The sequence below is a fragment of the Methanococcus voltae PS genome, assembly GCF_024807035.1.
GTDB lineage: Archaea > AGJL01 > Methanococci > Methanococcales > Methanococcaceae > Methanococcus > Methanococcus voltae.
The window spans coordinates 138,526-155,564 of the sequence record NZ_JANUCQ010000001.1 but is presented as its reverse complement, the minus strand read 5'-3'; the positions used below and the strand labels follow the sequence as shown (position 1 = coordinate 155,564).

The window sequence follows — 17,039 nt, the reverse complement described above, 5'->3', positions numbered from 1 at the left end:
GAAATTATGGAAAACGATTTTCAGAAAAATGTTTTAAAAATAGGAATTATAGTTCATGGTCCTGAAATTATAGATAGCGGTTATGCAAAAAAAATAATCGATATAATTAAAAATTATCAAGTTTTTACTGATAAGTATATTGAAAAAGAAATATTTGTAAAGTTAGGCGGTACTATGGGTCGAGTTGCCGTTATAGATAATAATTTAGAAGAAATTATTGATATTTCTGAAAAATTAGTACCATCTAAATCGATTCAAAAGCTTGGGGAATTCAATGACTTCTTATTTTTGCTCAATTATGGAAAATCAAAAATTACAGGGCATACCTTCGGTAAAATAGTCATAAATAACTCCAAAATCCACAAACCAGTTATTCAGATTGAAAGACCTGGCGAAAAAGATGGGACAATAATACTATGGAATAAAAAGTTTTTAAATGACGTTGATTTAAAAAATAAGGATAAAGACAATAATAAGGATATAGAACACTTTATTGATGGTTTAGTCGAAACTATCAGCCGAAAATTTGATATCTCTATTGAAAATTGCATAAGCGAAGGTATGAACGTTTATTACGATGAATTAGGAAATCAATGTCGTAAAATACATGGAGTAAGCCCTAATGAATCAATTATGGTTAATGGTATAGTAGTAGGGCGCTCAAAAGGTGAAGAAGTTACAATCGTTTGTAAAAATGGGAAACTTTTAGGTATTAAAAATGCAGATGTCAAATGGCATGGTGTTGAGAAACTAGGAAATATTGATTTAAATAAAATAATTATAAAAACCGGCATGTTAAGAAGGCATAGTAACTTTTGCGAAAATGACCATAAATTAGGCGACTTTAACAATAAAATTGATAATACTATTGATAATAAAAACATACAAGAAAATATGCAAAATGTTGGAAAGCTATTATTTATACATCATGCAGGCGAAAATACATTAGAAATGTTAAAAAATGCTCCTGTTTCAGCAGTTTTAACTATTGGTGATGATACAACCACCGTTTGTGGAGATATACTTGCAAGATTTAATATTAGGATAATTGGTATTACCGATGGAGATAAAGACGAAATTCTTGATAACCCTCGGTTAACCAAAGGTTCAAAAGTTTTTAAAATATTGAATGCTAAAGATGACGATGTAGGTGACTATATTATTAAAAATTCAAAATTTGAAGATTTTAAAACTTTTGAGGAATATTTTAATCATGTTTTTAAATTATTAGCCAATTATTCTCTTAAATTAGAATATACTCTTGAAGAAATTGATAATTAAATAATATAAATTGCAAGAATTTATAATTTATAATTTATATATGGTTATTAGCCATATATTTACTATCATAAATTTATTAGATATTATTGATACAAATATTAAAAATAAAACTTATATGAGGGATTTGATGGATAATTCAAATTCTAAAGAATTTGTAGGCAAATTAATTAATTTTCTAGAATATAATGATATAAAAACCATATTTTCATACCCTGGTGAACAAATACTTCCATTTTACAGAGCCATTGAAAATTCAAATATTAATTTAATAAATGTTAAACACGAACAGGCTGCGGCGCATATGGCTGACGGTTACGCTAGGATAACTAATGAAACGGGTGTTTGTTTAGTAACTGCAGGCCCAGGTGCAACAAACATAACCACAGGTGTTGCTACGGCATTTCGAGATAATTCGTCTATTGTATGCTTTACCGGTCGTTGCTCTTCAAAATATATTGGCACTGAATTTTTTCAAGAAATACCCATGGATTTTCTAGATTTCGAAGAAGGTAGTTATATTTTTGAATCGAACGACGAAAACCTGAATACTGTAAAAAATGTATTTGAAAAAAGTTTTTTTAATCGAAAACCTATCCAAATTAATATTTCCAAAAATGTCTATAATTCACTAGATAAATCGGGTAGTTTATTAAAAATTACAAAGAATTATAAATCTTATGAAAAGTATATTAATAATCATAACAATAGTGAATTATGTAACAATATACATGCTACATATCAAATAAATAATATGAATAATACTAAAAATTCTAAAAATCTTGAAATTAATGAATATTTTGAGACTTTAAAAAATAATGAAATCGTTCAAAATTCTAAAAATCCTATATTACTTATAGGGCAGGGTATTTTTGGGCAACTAAACTATTCTGAAATACTTCAAATTAATAATATGTTAAAAAATTCAAAAATCCCAATAGTCACTACATACCCTGCAAGGGGCATTATTTCGGAAGAAGACGAAAAATGTTTGGGCATGATTGGTAGAAGAGGGTATTTTGCAAATGAACATTTGAAAAACTGTGATTTAATAATAAACTTAGGTTCAAGTTTATCATACAATACAATTCTTGAGTCTTGGGACGATATTAAGTCAAAAATTGTTGATTTAAATGTAAATATCAATAATATTTCAGATATTGAATTAATTGTTAGAAATATTAACGATATTTTTGAAAAATGTGATATTTTTAAAAAGTACAATAAAATCTACAGAAATAATAACCATAGTTTAAACAAAATAGTTAAATTTGGAGACTACTCCAAAAAAGTTAAAGAATTAATAGAATCAATCCCTAATGATTCGATTATTGTAACAGATGCTGGGAATCATACTGTATTTACGTCACTATTTAAGACATGTATGCTACCCAAAAGTATAATTTCCTCCCACAGCATGGGTACCATGGGTTTTGGACTTCCTTGCGCCATCGGCGTAAAGTACGGGTGTATTGATAAAAGCATAGATAGGGAAGTCATAAATATTAATGGGGATGGCGGAATTCAGATGAATATCCAAGAATTAGCAACTGTTGCCAAAAATAACTTAAAAATGTTAATCATAATTATGAAAAATAGCAGATTAAATATTTTTTGTGATTTAGATAACCCCAACTATGTAAAACTTGGAGAAGCCTATGGGATAACATCCAAATTGGTTAAATCTGAAAATGAAATAAAAAAATGTGTAAATGAATATTTAGAAGGTAATGGTCCTTTAATTTTAGTAATCGAATGTGAAGATGAAAGTTTACCGAAACCTGAAAATTAAATATTTCAATGAACCAACTATTTAATTAAATATCTATAAAATTTAAAAAATATCTAAATAGTGCTCAATTTAACTTATAAAATAGTACTATATAACATTAAAAAATAACTTAAAAAATAACTTAAATTAGACTTAATTGAAACAACAAAACAGAATATAGATTGAATATATAAAATTAATAATAATTTAAAACTTATTTTATATATTTGAATCATACCTCGGTGAAAAAATGGGGCACGACTTATTCAAGGAATTAACAAAAAATATACACTTTAACGTAACAGAATTAGATAAAAATAACTTTGGTCAAGATTGGCAAGTTCCAGAATGCTTGGTTTCGATGATTGGAATTAAAAACGGTAAAAAGCCAGTTTTCTATTATGGAATTACTCAAAACTATAGAACCTCTTTCATAATTAAAAAAGGAAAATCTGAAAACGGAAATAACTTTATAAATGCAAGAGTTTATTTAAAATTTGATAAAGATTCATTAATAGAAAAAGAAAAATATATCGTAGGCAATGGATTCAATGGATTATTATTAGCCGTTAAAATTAGCAAACCAGAATTTATAGCTACTTTTAAAAATCTATTACTTGAAGACTATTCAAAGAATGACGTTCATGTGAAAGATGTACTCGATAGGATTAAAGACAGAAATGAATTAAAATCCATAGACGAAAGTGCAGAATATATCGCAAATAGAGACTATGAATGGTTAATAGGTAGAATTAAATACATGTCCAAGATGTTTAATTATTCGGGTGAAGGATTTTGGTTATTACCATTAAAAACAGAATCTGAAATAACCAAAGGTTTGTGCCATAAAAATGATGAATTAATCATTGATTTGGAAAACGCAAAGTTATTCGAAAACTACTTAGTTTACGTTGATGTAGAAAATGAAGTTATACGATATAATGGCGACAGATTGTGTAAAAATAAAAATACATTAACCGATGAATTAAAAAATAGAAGCGATGATGTATGCCCATGGTGTGGAAGTGCTTTAAGAACCATTAAAACCAAAAAAGGAGAATTTTTGGGGTGTACTGACTATCCAAAATGTTTATACAGAAGATATTTAAATAAAAAGTATTAATAAATAACTAATAAATAGCTAATAAATAATTATAATTAATTTATTTTTCTATTTTAAACTTATTTTTGCAATTATTATTACAATTTTAGATTATAATCTAAAATGAATATATAAGCCTTTTTTTAAAGTTAATAATTTAATAATTTAATAATTTAAATTTATAGATGTATTTAAACTAATTGAAAAGTAATTAATAAAATTATATCAAGATATATATTGAACTTTAACTAATTTATAAATGTACCATGTATTGTTTTATTTGATTAAGTGATAAAATGCTAAAAAAAATTTTTGTAAGCGGGATTGTTCAAGGCGTTGGATTTAGACCTTTTGTATACAATATTGCAGAGAAGAACAATTTAACAGGATATGTTAAAAATAAAGGAAATTTTGTCGAAATAATTGTAAATGGAAATTCAAACGACATAGACAATTTTATAAGAAATTTAAAAGAGGAAAAACCTGTGTTATCCAAAATAAATAACTTAAAAATAGAAAATATGGATTTAAAAGATTTAAAAAATAATAATTTAAGTGAATTAAAAGACGAATTTAAGATATATTCAAGTCAAAATGTGGATAACGATGTAGCTGGAACAATACCTCCAGATGTGGGATTATGTGAAGATTGCGTTAGAGAACTTAAAGCTAAGGGAGATTTAAGGTATAATTATCCATTCATTGCCTGTGTAAATTGTGGTCCAAGGTTTACAGTTATAAAAAAGTTACCTTATGACCGAGAAAACACATCTATGGACAAATTTCCATTATGTGAAGAATGTCAAGAAGAATATAAAAATCCAAATAATAGACGATTTCATGCACAAGCCAATTGCTGTGAAAAATGTGGTCCAAAAGTATTTTTAACAGATTCGAAGGGTAAAATATTATTTGAAAAAGAATCTGCCATTAAAAAAACTGTTGAATTATTAGAAAATGGCAAAATAATTGCAATTAAAGGTATAGGGGGTACACACTTAGTTTGTGATGCCAATAATGACGAAGCAGTTTTAGAACTTAGAAAAAGACTTAATAGACCGACACAAGCCTTTGCAATTATGAGTACTGAAGATAAGTACAAATTATTTTCAGAACCTACCGAATTGGAAGATAATGCCTTAAATTCATATCGGAAGCCAATAGTAGCTTTAAAAAAGAAAGAAAATGAGTATGGAAAACATATATCAAAAAATATATCTAATTTGGATACTCTGGGGGTTATGTTACCTTATTCCGGCTTACATTATTTGTTATTTGATAAATGCACTTCATATGTCATGACTTCTGCAAATCTACCTGGCTTACCCATGGCAATTACCAATGACAAAATTATCGAAAGCTTAAAAAACATTGCAGATTATTTCTTACTACACGACCGAGATATTGTAAATCGATGTGATGATAGCGTTTTAAAACAAATTTCCGGTAGAATGATGCTGTTAAGACGTTCGAGAGGTTATGCTCCCGAACCTATAGAAATAGATTTTTCAAAAAATGGGCTTTTAAATAATAAGAATAATAATAAGAATAATAATATACTATCAAAAAATATATTATCCGTTGGAGCAGAATTAAATTCAGTAGCTTGCTTATCAAAAGGAAATAAGTTTTATATGACCCAATATATTGGAAATACATCCAAATACGAAACTTATAACTATCTAAAGGATGCTGTGCATAATATTTTAAGGTTAACAAATACCAATAAATTAGATATGATTGTTTGCGATTTGCATCCTCAATTTAACTCCAAAAAATTCGCTAATGAACTATCAAAAGAATATGGTACAAAATTATATGATGTACAACATCATGAAGCTCATGTTTACTCTTTAATGGGTGATAATGAATTTTTCGAACCAAATATAACTATTGCACTTGATGGACTCGGATATGGAAAAGATGGTAATATTTGGGGCGGTGAGCTACTTTATTGTGATGAAAAGTATGATATACATCGTGTCGGTCATTTAGAAGAACAATTGCAATTAGGTGGTGATTTATCTACCAAATATCCTATTAGAATGCTATTCTCGATACTTAGTAAAAAAATAGGACTTGAAAAATCTTTCGAATTTATAAAAGGATATATTGGAGAATACCCAGAATTAACTGAAAAAGAATTGAAATTAATTAAAATGCAAATAAAAAGTGGCTTAAATACTTCAATTACTACATCTACAGGTAGATTTTTAGATAGTATAGCTTCTTTATTATCGATTTGCTTTAAAAAGACTTATGATGGAGAACCATCTATACGATTAGAAGCCTTTGCAAATAATTGTAGTATTAGCGAAAAAAAACAAATTTTAGAACTTGTTGAAAATAAGGATTATTCAAAATACATAGATTATGAGAATAATATAATTAATACCACACAAATAGTATATGATTGTTATGAAATGCTACAAAATGTAGCTTTTAGTAAAAATGGAATAGCCTACTATGCTCATTTGACTTTATCACATTGTTTAGTAGGCATTAGCATAAAATGTGCCGAAAACCTAAATATTAAGACCATTGGACTCACAGGTGGTGTTACATACAATAAAATAATAACAGAGCACATTGTAACTAAGTTAAAAAATAAAGGATTTAAGGTACTTTTACATAAAAATGTACCCAATGGCGATGGTGGAATTGCTTTTGGTCAAGCTTTGGGATATATTTTAAAAAATGAATTATAAGACCATATTTTAGATAAATATTGTATTTTAAATATAAATTAAAATAACCAAATTATTTTTAATATTTTTTATTTTTATAATTACTATTTTTATTTTTTCACTATTAGATATTTAATAATTTGATACCTATTTATTATTTTTATTAGCTCAAATTTCAGTTTTTTTAAGAATTTAACCCATTTTTTGGATTCTAAATAATATACTAATTACCTCAATGTTAAATCGTAAGCTATATATATTACGTAGGTACTATAATGTAATGTGCATTAGTTGCACATAACCACTTAATTAAGGTCACCCTATTAAATACCAGTATTTAATAATTTGAATTCATTTAGTTGATATTTTAAAATATATGGATTATGTTATATGTTAATACTTGATAAAACACCGTTATATTTACCAAGTTAGCATGAACGATTTATATAAGCTTAAATCTTATTTAATAAAAATATTATCATATATTTTTATTAACCGTTAGATATTTTTTAAATTACTTGAATTTACTAAATTCTTTTAATGTTTTAAATTTTGATTTTAGTTAAAATCATTCAAAGTTAATTTCTATTTTAAAAAATTTAAAAAAAGTTATAATTTCTATTGATATTTTGTTTTATTTTATTTAAAAACTTTATTTAAAGACTGTATAAGTTAATATAGGGAACACTATTGTAGCATCTGCCCATATTTCCGTATAATCTGCTTTTGTTTGGATTTTACCCCAAGAAACACCTTCTTCTGGTGGGGCGCCGCTTAAAGAACCGTCGGCAGGCGTTGCAGTTGTTATATAGATTGCGTAATCGGTTCCTTCCCTAAATAAATTAGCGTTAATTATGCTATGTTTAGGTAATGAACCGCCCAATACAATACAAGCTGTTTTATTAGCATCTATTGCTTTATCGTTTAATTTTACAATGTCACTTGCAATATCTATAATCAAATTAGTCTCTTTTTCGTTTTTCTTGTAGAAGTAAAGCATATCTCCTATTGAACCATCAGTAATAGCGGGACAAAAGATAGGGATATTATTTTTATATGCCCAATAAATTATAGAATCTTCTTTTTCGTCCCCGAGGTTTTCATCCATAAATCTACCTAATTCATAACAAAATTCACTTGCAGAAGTCACTTTATGTGTTTCTTTCTGTTTTAATGCTAATTCATCAAAAAACTTTGTCATGTACGTCTCAAACTCAATATATCGGTCATTTGGTACATAAATATTTCCAATTCTGTTTATACCTTGTTCACGTAATTCAACACCGTTTAAGTTCCAGTCACCCATTATGAAAGGCTTTACGCATTTTATAAAGTCTTCTTCGATACCGCCAGCGGTTGTAACTAAAACGTCAACTTTTTTATGTTTTACGAGATTTGCTATAATTTCTCTTAACCCTGAAGAAACCATATTTGAAGTATAACCCATAAAAACTACTAATTCTTCATTTTTCCTAATCTCTTCAATTTTTTTCCAAATTTTTACGGCTTTTCCCAAGTGTGACGCTTGAAAACCCATTTTTGGGTAAAAATCACTTACAATTTCTTTTAAAGAAATTTCTTCGTCTAAATTCGGTCCTTTAACATATTCAAGAGTTTCAAAAATTTGTTCTAAATCTTCAGACTCTTTAAATATTATATCTTTTGGATTTGTCATAATTCACCCGATTATTTTTAACGTAATATTTGTTAATTTGTATATAATATAGCGTATTTTATTATGAATTATACGTTATAATTATAATAATTAGCTTTAAAAAATAAAATAAAAACAAATCAATGTTATTTAAAAAAATTAAAATTATTTAGGTATTTATTTGATTATTCTTCAATTACTTTTCTTAAGACTTCCATGTCACATTCAATTTCAGATGGTAAGATACTTGCTTTAATTGCTGCGTCAGGGTCTTTTAAACCGTTTCCTGTGGTAATACATACAATTTTACCATCTTTATCAACTGCTCCCATGTCTAACAATTTTATTAAACCTGCGATTGATGATGCAGATGCTGGTTCTACGAAAATACCTTCCGTTTGAGCTAATAACTTTTGAGCCGCTGTTATTTCTTCGTCAGTTACGAATTCAGCTAAACCGTTTGATTGGTTGATAGCTTCGAGAGCTTTTACAGCGTTTACAGGGTTTCCGATTCTTATTGCTGTTGCAATTGTTTCAGGGCTTTCTTCAGGTGTGATGTTATCCTTTTGAGCTTTGTATGCTTTAACTATTGGTTGGGCACCTTCTGCCTGGATACCAATCATCATAGGTAAGCTATCGATTAATTCTGTTTCTTTAAATTCTTTGAAACCTTTCCATATTGCACTTATGTTTCCTGCATTACCCACTGGTAAAATAACAGCGCTTGGAGCTTCAAAATCTAATTGGTCGCAGATTTCGAAACCAATTGTTTTTTGACCTTCCAATCTGAATGGATTTACTGAGTTGAGTAAGTAAAGTTTATTTTCAAGAGCTAAGTTTTTAATCATAACTAATGCTTGGTCAAAGTTACCGTTGATTTGGACAACTTTTGCACCGTAAAACATTGCTTGAGCTAATTTACCGAGTGCTACTTTACCGCCAGGTAATAAAACAATACATTTTTTTCCAGACCTTGCTGAGTAAGCTGCCAATGATGCTGAAGTGTTACCTGTTGAAGCACAACCAACTACAGGAGCACCTAATTCGTTCGCTCTTGTTACTCCCACAGTCATTCCTCTATCTTTGAAGCTACCGGTTGGGTTTGCACCTTCGTTCTTAACGTAAAGTTCTTTTAAGCCTAATTTTTTAGCTAAGTTATCACATTTGTATAATGGAGTTCCACCTTCCCAAAGGCTAACTATTTTGTTGGTATCTTTAACTGGCAAGTATTCTAAGTATCTCCAAACTCCACTTCTTCTTTCTCTTAATTTTTCCTTTGAAACTTCGCTTTTAATTTTTCCGAGGTCGTATTTAATCTCTAAAAGACCGCCACATTCACAGTTGTAAATAATTTCGTCAACGTCGTATTCTTTTCCACATTCTCTGCATTTTTGTATCATAATTTCACTTTTAAGAATTTGTAATTGATAGTAGATAAATGTATAATTTCGTAATTGTATACATAGTTAATTCAGTATATAGTATTAAATAATAGGATATAAAGCTTACCTTAAAATGTATTGAAAAATTAAAATTAGATATAAAAAATAATAAAATATTAAAAATTATTTAAAAAATATGATGTAAAAATAATAGAAATAATAAATTAATGGTTTTAACTCATTGCTTCTTTTCTTAACTCCTGAGGCATTTTTTCAATTGCGTATCTTAAGGTAGTTCGAGTCATCTTATCTTTATTGTTTAAGACATAATTGTAAACATCTTCTTGATAATTATTTGCAGTAACTTTTAAAAGCCACCCTATGCCTTTTTCCACCATAACGTCACGCTGTAAAATTAAAATATCTGCAGTTTTAAAGACTCTTTCTCTGACGTCATTTCTCTTTATGTGATATATTAAAGTAACTGCACTTGACCTTTGCACCCATCGATTTTCAGAAGTTGTAAGTTTGAATACCTCATCCAATAACTCTGGATATTTATTTGTTAACTCATAAAATGCGTGTAATGAAAATTCATCACAAGATGCCCAATTTTTTACATAACTAGATAATACTTTTGAAAAAAATTCAAAATCTTCTTTTTCATAGTATTTTTTAGCACTATGTAACATTATTAATGATAAATAGTTGTACTCGTAAAAATTCTCTTCAAAAAGATTATTACATGTGTTGTATATGTCATTTTTTATAAAATGGTTAATTTCATCTTTATTTTTATATTCATGTAATTCTGTATAGTAATTCTTTAAAAATTTCTCTAAATTACGATAGTATGTTTTAGAAATTTTTCTTAGAATTGGAGCCCTTGCACCAGTTATTTTTTCTAATTTAAAAAATCTTTCTGTAGCTTTTTTACGTTCTTCGCAAGAATTTGCCATTATTTCATTTTTTAAATCGATAGTCCATTCTTTTATAAATTCATCTTTCATATTTCCCCCCCCATAAAAAAATTTAAAAAAATATGTAAAAAGTAATGGTATTAAATTATTTTTAAATTATATTGTTTTATCTTTTATCCCCTAAATCTTCCAAGAATAAAGCTATTTTTTTAACGATTACTTTTGCATCCTCTTCAGATTCCGGATATTCTAAATTTAATATTGGTACTTCAGACCTTCTAACAAGGTATTTTGTTAATTCGTTTGTTCTTTCGCAACCAACACAACCAAAACCCATTGGTGCTTTGTTCATTATGATTGCTGCTTCTGCTTCATCGATAAGTGGTCCAATCATTGACATCCTACCCCTAACGCCAGATGGAACTTCGATAGCTGCATATTTTAAACCTTTTTTTGGGTCCTCGTCAGTAATATTCATTGGTGGATGGTCAATTTCTGCATTCCTTACCTTTTCACCAATTGCATTGTTAATCATTAATGGTTTGTGCCCAAATCTTTCCACTAAATCTGCTAAGATAAGGCTATTTGTAGGATAAATAAATACTTTCAAACTCTCACCATTTTAAACTTAATATTTATTGAAATTCAATTCTAATAATATATAATCATTGTAATTATCATTTATTTTATATCTACATTAACTTATAATATACTTTTTAATTGTTTTTAATTGTTTTTAATTATTTTAATAATTACTTCGTAAGTAGTAATGTGAATACATAACGAATAAATTTAAAATTTTAAATTTAAAGGTTAAATTCTTCATCAAATTTTAAATAAACCTTATGCAACATATCTCTTGCTTTCATAAGTTTTAAATTTCCTTCGTCTAATAAAATATTTAAATAATCGTTATCTACAACCAATTTTCCATTATAGCCAATTGGAGCATCTAATCTCATTGTGGTTAAAAATTCCACAATATATCGTTTTTCAGACAAGGATTTTACAGAAGATGCCTTTAAACCATTATGGTAAGCTATTTCCAAAAGTTTTTTGGCAGAAACTGCATCCTTACAAGCTATGTGCATAATTGGAGAGTTTAAAACGAAATAAAGTCTATCATAATTATCTGATGCACCCCTTAAAGCCTCCATCATTTCTTCGGATGTTGCATAATGGTGCCATTTTCCTAACCAACGTGAATAAATCTTTGTATTTACGTTTTTTGGAAATTCCATAATTCCACAACGTCCTATACAACTACTAGTTGTATAATAGTCGTCTTCTTCATTTATACGGTCTACAAAGTACATTATTTCTTTATCAACTAAATTATTATCTACTGCATATTGTAATTTTTTTAAAGTATTGTATTTAGATTCTAAAAACATAATTCACCAAATTAAATAATTTATAATTATAACATATTCTTATTTTAGATATGAATATGCACATTTGGATATAAAAAATTGAGTATAAACATATCGATAGATATAATATTTGGATATAAAAAATCTAAAAATAAAAAGTAACGTAAACCAATATAAAACTAAATAAGAATAACTAATCAAATTATATGATTTAAAATTAAAAAAATGATTTAAAATATATAAATTAAAAGGTAATTGTTCTATCAGAATCTTTAACGAAATCTACCAAATCATGCATTGTAGCTAATTGAACGCCTTCTATTAAATCTTCTGAAAGACCTCTTGCTCTTGCACAAGGTCCACAAGCCTTAACTACAGCTCCTGCGTCAATTGCACCTTTTAAAAGTTCTAAATAATTTGGAACATCTACCGGGTTTTGAGTATCTTTTGCAACATAAACCGCATCTTCTAATAAAAATATGTTTACGTCAATTCCTTCTACAAGTGATGTGAGAGCAAATCTTAATGCAGAATATGCTCTTTCTTGACCATACGGTGCAGTTGTGATAATTACAGCAAATTTCATAAGGATACCTCTTATCTAATTAATTTTTTAAAATAACTACTTTAAAACCGTCAGCATTTCCGTCTGCTGAAATTACTTTGTGTCCTTTTTCTTCTACAAATCTTACTATGTTTTGTAAAGCAGGTTTATAATCTCCTGTTACGGTTAATTCTTCCCCTGAACTCATTGTGTCTAATGCTTTTTTAGTTTTTAAAACTGGCATTGGGCATACTGTTCCACTAACATCTAAATCCATTTTATCACCGATATTAACATTATTAATAATAACTTAGTTATTAAATTATATAATACATAGCTACGCAATAATGTATATTTATTAATTATAGTGCAATTATTGCATCATAATATAATTTATAACACTATTTTTTATGACATATTAATTATATAAATATATTCATTAGATAAGCTAATAATTAACATTACATTAATTAATCTAATAAGTAATAATATTCATTATCGATTATATAATCATTGACCATCCACAAATCAGCTTTAGATTTAGATATTTTTAAAAGTTGTTTAATATATAATTCATTTTTACGCCCAAATATTTCAGATACTAAATTATGGAGTATTTCCTCATAATATTTTTCTTCAATGTCGTGATTTATTTTTGAATTTAAAAAATATTTTATAAATTCTAAGATTTGTTCCTCAGTTGCTTTATTAAGGAATTCATTTGATAAATAAGATTTAAAGGTGAATATATTTTTTCTTTCTAAGTTTACTAATTTTAACATCTTTTTGGCAAGTTCTAACTCATTTTCTTCCACTAAATGGTCATCCCATAAATAATTATCCACAATTAAATCCTTTATAATTTTTAGTAAATCTTCCTTTGGCATATTGTCTAATTTAGATAGTAACTCTATGCCATTAATATAATTATCATTAAAATAAGATAGAATTAGTGCATATGCGTGTTTACAGTTGTTTTTATACCCGCAAGTGCATTCCCCCGTTAGTGTAGTCAAATCTATCTTAACTTTGTATTTGCTACCTCCTGAGACCGTACCATATAAAAAATTATTATATTTTATAGAATAAATAATATTTCGATTTAGATAATATTGGTAACCTCTTTCAATCACTCTTTCATTATATAATTTATTTAACTTGTTTTTGTTCAATGCCATATTTTTTTTAAAATTATTTTTTTCAGTATTTTCAATAACTTTAACTTTAGTACTATACTCTTGAAAATTATTCATTCTATCCCATTTGTAGTTTAATTTTAATTTTAATTTTAATCTTTTATATTTTAATTTTTTATTATCTTTTTCAATTTTCTTAACTTTTTAAGCTAGGTAATATATAGTTTATACACATATATACAATATGAAAATTATGAAAATAATTTATACATTTAAATATATTTGATAATAAAAATTATTTAAATATATTCGTATCAATAGCACCGAGTATATAATTCGGAAAAAACATAATATATTTTATTAAAATTATACTATTAAGTACAGTAGTCTGAAGTGTGTGATATTATGAAGAAAATTACAAGTGGCAAGACGGTGAAGAATGGTGGGGATGATAAAAAAAATGAATTAATTAAATTGCTTAAAAACTTTGATACTAATACGGCGAGGAAATTTGAAGAAGAAATTGACGTTCAATATCAGATGCTAACTAATTTACACAATAGCCTAATAGAACAGGTTGAAGATGAGATTAAGGACTTTTACAAAGATTTAGCCATTGAAGTTTTTGTTAAATTAGTAGTTATGAATTCCCTTATTAGTTACCAACTTTCAAGTACGGGTGAAGCTTGGTGGACAGAATTCAGTAAATACTGGTCCAATAAAGAAAATAAAATATTGGAAAAGTATTCTGGCAATAAGGAATTATTACTTGATGAATTTGTTAATTTTTTAAAAAATTCTAAAGGAAATAGGAGATTCCATATTACTAAAATAAAAAGACTTGAAAAAATATACGAATTTTTAAAGGATTTGACTTTTGAAGAAATAAAATATTATTACGAAAATATGGACGAATTGAGAAATATTATATCCAAAAATCTAGACACTCAAAAAAGCGCTAAAACAGTTGTATTCTCAGTTAAAATGTATGGATACGCCTGTAGAATTTCATTTAATCAATATATAGCTTACCCTATGAATATAGAGATACCATTAGATAGTAGAATTGAAAAATACACTAAAAAAATATTAGATATGGATTTAAAAAGTCCTAAAAAAATACAAGGTATTAAATTAACCGATAAGTATATGTTAGAATTCTGGAAAGATGTTTCCGAATCAGCTGAAATTCCACCACTGCATATTGATTCAATAATATGGACTGCTTTGGGTACAGCATTTGATAAAAAGAAGTTAAATGAGGAAGAGCAGACCAATATTGAAAAATTAATACTATTTAATCAATGATTGGGTTAAAAATTAACGATATAATAAATATAATAAAAATAATAAAAATAATAAAAATAATAATTACGTGGCGGGATAATAATATAATTAAATAATTAAATATATATAAGATTTTAATGATAATTTAAGTATGGAATATAAAAGATAAAAAAAGCTAAAAAAGCTAAATTTGAGGGGTGTTACTATGGCAGTTTGGCAATGTACTGTTTGTGGATACAAATACGATGAGGATAAGGAAAAGAAGAAATTTGAAGACCTTTCACCAGATTGTAAATGTCCTGTTTGCGGTGCAAAAAAAGAAATGTTTAAAAAATTATAAAATTTAAAATAATTATTAGATAATAAATGATAAAATAGTTACATACAGGATACTTACCAATTAAGCTATAGTTAATTAAAGGGGTATATTATGGCTATCTGGGATTGTACTATTTGCGAATACTTCTACAATGAAGATAAAGAAGAAATTCCTTTTGAAGAACTACCTGAAAAATGGTATTGTCCGATTTGCGGAGTTTCAAAAAAGTTATTCGAAAAAAGAGAATAAATCGATTCGATACATTTAATAATTTTAATAATTTTAATACTTTTTATTTATATAATTTTATCATAAGAAATACAATTTACTTTATTTACTTTTTTATATTATTGCATTTTTTGAAATTATTCTTCGTCATCAAATTCGATTATTGCATTTTTTATGTTGAATTCTTTCCCACCTTTTATTTTAAGACGCATGCTATTACATTTTGGGCAATAAACACCAATTTCGTCTTTTGGCACTACGTCACCCTCATAACCACAATCTTTACAATGTATTCGAGGTTTAATATACTCTACATTAAATTTCATACCATTGCATATTGTATCTTCAGCAATTACCTCAAAAGCAAACTTTAACTGTTCCATTTGTATTAAAGTTAATTCTCCGACTTCCAGGTTTATTTCTGAAACTTTCAAGGGCTTTCTACCTAGTTCTTTTTGATTTTCGACAGCTTCTAAGAGTGAATTTAATATTGAAGTAGCGTATGATAATTCGTGCATTGTGGCACCCCCCAACTAAAATTAAATAAATTAATAAATTAATAAATTAATAAATTAATAAATTAATAAATTAATAAATAATAAATTAATAGATATAGATAATAGGTTAATAATTTAAATAAAATTATAAATTATTAAAATACAGATTTAGAATCTAAACGCTCTAAAATTATTCTTTTAACTTCTTCCTCTTTCCCACTTGGTTTGAAAAGCTTGAATTTTATTAAAACTCTCACAGTGTCGTCACCATCTGAAAGAATACATTCATTTAAATAGGCTTTTTGCTTGTCAAACCTTAAATATAAAGCATTTTTCTCAATTCTCAAATCTACATCGTTTTTTAAATTTTCGACATTCTTTTCATTTTGTTTTAACATATTTATTATGTAGTCGTAAGTGATTTTTGCTTTCTTATTTTTAAGTTTAGCAGAGTATATGTTTATTGGATTACCAAAACAGCCCTCTGTTTCAATTACTTCCATATCTATATCTTCTTCGTCGATTACGTCAGGTATGAAATATGAAATAGCATCTAGAATCTTTTCTTCGTCTTCTGTTGCATTTGAAATTGTAGATATTTTTATACTGTTAATCATCGTATCCCCAAAAAATATTGTTAATATATTGTTTAATATTTAAATATAAAATAGTATTCTTTTAAAATTAAAACTAGTTTATTAAATTAATACCTTGTATTATTATAAAATAGCTAGTATTATGGTAGTATGTTCGTTTATAAGTTAGATTTTAGATTAAAATATAATTTTTAGATAAAGTAATTGTAAAAACTAAAAATAAAATAAAGAAAATAAAAATAAATTTAAAATTAAAACTAATAAT

General features: G+C 26.8%; 17 protein-coding genes. 7 read left to right on the top strand and 10 right to left on the bottom strand.

Features of this window, described 5'->3' with window-relative positions; translation table 11 throughout:
- Positions 1-6 precede the first annotated feature (6 nt).
- The 4 genes from M2325_RS00770 (at position 7) to hypF (ending at position 6,859) form a co-directional block, all read left to right on the top strand.
- Entirely contained in the window at positions 7-1,281 is a 1,275-nt protein-coding gene (locus tag M2325_RS00770) for a DUF2117 domain-containing protein (RefSeq protein ID WP_259050554.1), read from the top strand.
- Positions 1,282-1,408: 127 nt separating this feature from the next.
- Positions 1,409-3,070 (top strand): thiamine pyrophosphate-binding protein, encoded by a 1,662-nt coding sequence (locus M2325_RS00765; RefSeq protein ID WP_259050553.1) that lies wholly within the window; start codon positions 1,409-1,411, stop codon positions 3,068-3,070.
- Positions 3,071-3,299: 229 nt separating this feature from the next.
- Positions 3,300-4,172, top strand: a complete 873-nt coding sequence (locus tag M2325_RS00760; protein ID WP_209590128.1) for a topoisomerase DNA-binding C4 zinc finger domain-containing protein — start codon at positions 3,300-3,302, stop codon at positions 4,170-4,172.
- 275 nt (positions 4,173-4,447) lie between these two features.
- Positions 4,448-6,859: a carbamoyltransferase HypF gene (hypF, locus tag M2325_RS00755; RefSeq protein ID WP_259050551.1), complete on the top strand. Its 2,412-nt coding sequence runs from the start codon at positions 4,448-4,450 to the stop codon at positions 6,857-6,859.
- Positions 6,860-7,490: 631 nt separating this feature from the next.
- On the opposite strand, the gene M2325_RS00750 is transcribed toward hypF, so the two are convergent.
- The 8 genes from M2325_RS00750 to M2325_RS00715 form a co-directional block, all read right to left on the bottom strand.
- Positions 7,491-8,513 carry a deoxyhypusine synthase gene (locus M2325_RS00750; protein ID WP_259050550.1) on the bottom strand — a complete coding sequence of 341 codons (1,023 nt, stop codon included), beginning with the start codon at positions 8,511-8,513 and terminating at the stop codon, positions 7,491-7,493.
- 164 nt (positions 8,514-8,677) lie between these two features.
- Positions 8,678-9,892: a threonine synthase gene (gene thrC / locus M2325_RS00745; RefSeq protein ID WP_259050548.1), complete on the bottom strand. Its 1,215-nt coding sequence runs from the start codon at positions 9,890-9,892 to the stop codon at positions 8,678-8,680.
- 215 nt (positions 9,893-10,107) lie between these two features.
- Entirely contained in the window at positions 10,108-10,884 is a 777-nt protein-coding gene (locus tag M2325_RS00740) for a DNA alkylation repair protein (RefSeq protein ID WP_259050545.1), read from the bottom strand.
- Positions 10,885-10,960: 76 nt separating this feature from the next.
- Complete coding sequence (locus M2325_RS00735; protein WP_209590123.1) at positions 10,961-11,404, bottom strand: methanogenesis marker 5 protein; 444 nt, start codon at positions 11,402-11,404, stop codon at positions 10,961-10,963.
- Between the two features lie 196 nt (positions 11,405-11,600).
- Positions 11,601-12,188, bottom strand: a complete 588-nt coding sequence (taw3, locus tag M2325_RS00730) for a tRNA(Phe) 7-((3-amino-3-carboxypropyl)-4-demethylwyosine(37)-N(4))-methyltransferase Taw3 (protein WP_209590122.1) — start codon at positions 12,186-12,188, stop codon at positions 11,601-11,603.
- 223 nt (positions 12,189-12,411) lie between these two features.
- Positions 12,412-12,753, bottom strand: coding sequence for a DsrE/DsrF/TusD sulfur relay family protein (locus M2325_RS00725; protein WP_209590121.1), 342 nt, complete (start codon positions 12,751-12,753; stop codon positions 12,412-12,414).
- Positions 12,754-12,772: 19 nt separating this feature from the next.
- Positions 12,773-12,988 (bottom strand): sulfurtransferase TusA family protein, encoded by a 216-nt coding sequence (locus M2325_RS00720; RefSeq protein ID WP_209590120.1) that lies wholly within the window; start codon positions 12,986-12,988, stop codon positions 12,773-12,775.
- Positions 12,989-13,181: 193 nt separating this feature from the next.
- Entirely contained in the window at positions 13,182-13,964 is a 783-nt protein-coding gene (locus M2325_RS00715) for an SWIM zinc finger family protein (protein WP_209590119.1), read from the bottom strand.
- 288 nt (positions 13,965-14,252) lie between these two features.
- On the opposite strand from M2325_RS00715, the gene M2325_RS00710 reads away from it, so the two are divergent.
- From M2325_RS00710 to M2325_RS00700, 3 genes are all read left to right on the top strand, one after another.
- Positions 14,253-15,155: an N-glycosylase/DNA lyase gene (locus M2325_RS00710; protein WP_245314061.1), complete on the top strand. Its 903-nt coding sequence runs from the start codon at positions 14,253-14,255 to the stop codon at positions 15,153-15,155.
- Positions 15,156-15,339: 184 nt separating this feature from the next.
- On the top strand, positions 15,340-15,474 hold the full coding sequence (locus M2325_RS00705; RefSeq protein WP_209590118.1) for a rubredoxin-like domain-containing protein: 135 nt from the start codon (positions 15,340-15,342) through the stop codon (positions 15,472-15,474).
- Between the two features lie 90 nt (positions 15,475-15,564).
- Entirely contained in the window at positions 15,565-15,702 is a 138-nt protein-coding gene (locus tag M2325_RS00700; protein WP_209590117.1) for a rubredoxin, read from the top strand.
- A gap of 116 nt (positions 15,703-15,818) precedes the next feature.
- On the opposite strand, the gene hypA is transcribed toward M2325_RS00700, so the two are convergent.
- Positions 15,819-16,199, bottom strand: a complete 381-nt coding sequence (hypA, locus tag M2325_RS00695; RefSeq protein WP_209590116.1) for a hydrogenase maturation nickel metallochaperone HypA — start codon at positions 16,197-16,199, stop codon at positions 15,819-15,821.
- Between the two features lie 134 nt (positions 16,200-16,333).
- Positions 16,334-16,795 carry an RNA-binding domain-containing protein gene (locus M2325_RS00690; protein WP_259050543.1) on the bottom strand — a complete coding sequence of 154 codons (462 nt, stop codon included), beginning with the start codon at positions 16,793-16,795 and terminating at the stop codon, positions 16,334-16,336.
- Between the last annotated feature and the right edge of the window lie 244 nt (positions 16,796-17,039).